General features: G+C 56.9%; 1 protein-coding gene. It reads right to left on the bottom strand.

The window, feature by feature from the left end; all coding sequences use genetic code 11:
• Positions 1-45: 45 nt before the first annotated feature.
• Positions 46-315: a hypothetical protein gene (locus tag EGN72_RS00215; RefSeq protein ID WP_127044673.1), complete on the bottom strand. Its 270-nt coding sequence runs from the start codon at positions 313-315 to the stop codon at positions 46-48.
• Between the last annotated feature and the right edge of the window lie 295 nt (positions 316-610).

Here is a 610-nt window from a genome sequence, read left to right as displayed (position 1 = left end):
TTAGCGAAAGCAGACCTGCACCCCATTTTGTTTTTCGCTGGCTCGTCATCTGCGCCCCCGCAGGAACCGGCGCAGCACGACCACGGCAGCAACGGCCACAATCGCGCCAGGCAAAAAAGCCAACACCACAACGACCCAGCTGACCGGAGAGAACAGGAAAAAGGCCAATATACTCGCGCCGTAACCGCCTAATGAAGCGATAAGGACTTGGCCCAGCATGATTGAGGGCCCATCAGCCTTAGACAGAACGGCCTTGGGGCTGGCTCCAACATCCTCGCCTTCGGTCTGCGTGCGAATTTCGACATTGTAGTTCATTCCTGGCTCTTCGCGCAGAAATGTGGGGGTGTGGGCCCCAGTTGCAGCAACTGAAGCCCACCGGGACATGCCCCCATGCGAGGCAAGCCCGAAAAGGGACGGACCGACAAGAGACGCCACAAACTAACCAGTACGCACAAGAACAGCGCTATCAGCAAACTCCCGACTACCAAAAACTGGCAAGCAGCTGCCCACAGTACTGCACGCACCACAAACAACGCGGCACGCAAAACTTGTCCGAACCCTGATTCGTTATGGAGATAGCCGAGGACCGCTTCTTCAAGAAGGGGCCTTT

Origin of the sequence: Pseudorhodobacter sp. E13 (genome assembly GCF_003991405.1) — a bacterium.
GTDB lineage: Bacteria > Pseudomonadota > Alphaproteobacteria > Rhodobacterales > Rhodobacteraceae > Pseudorhodobacter.
This window is presented reverse-complemented; position numbering and strand designations above follow the sequence as displayed.

Coding starts and splice junctions, on each gene's coding strand:
- EGN72_RS00215 (WP_127044673.1), bottom strand. CDS start 315: ATGAACTACAATGTCGAAATTCGCACGCAGACCGAAGGCGAGGATGTT.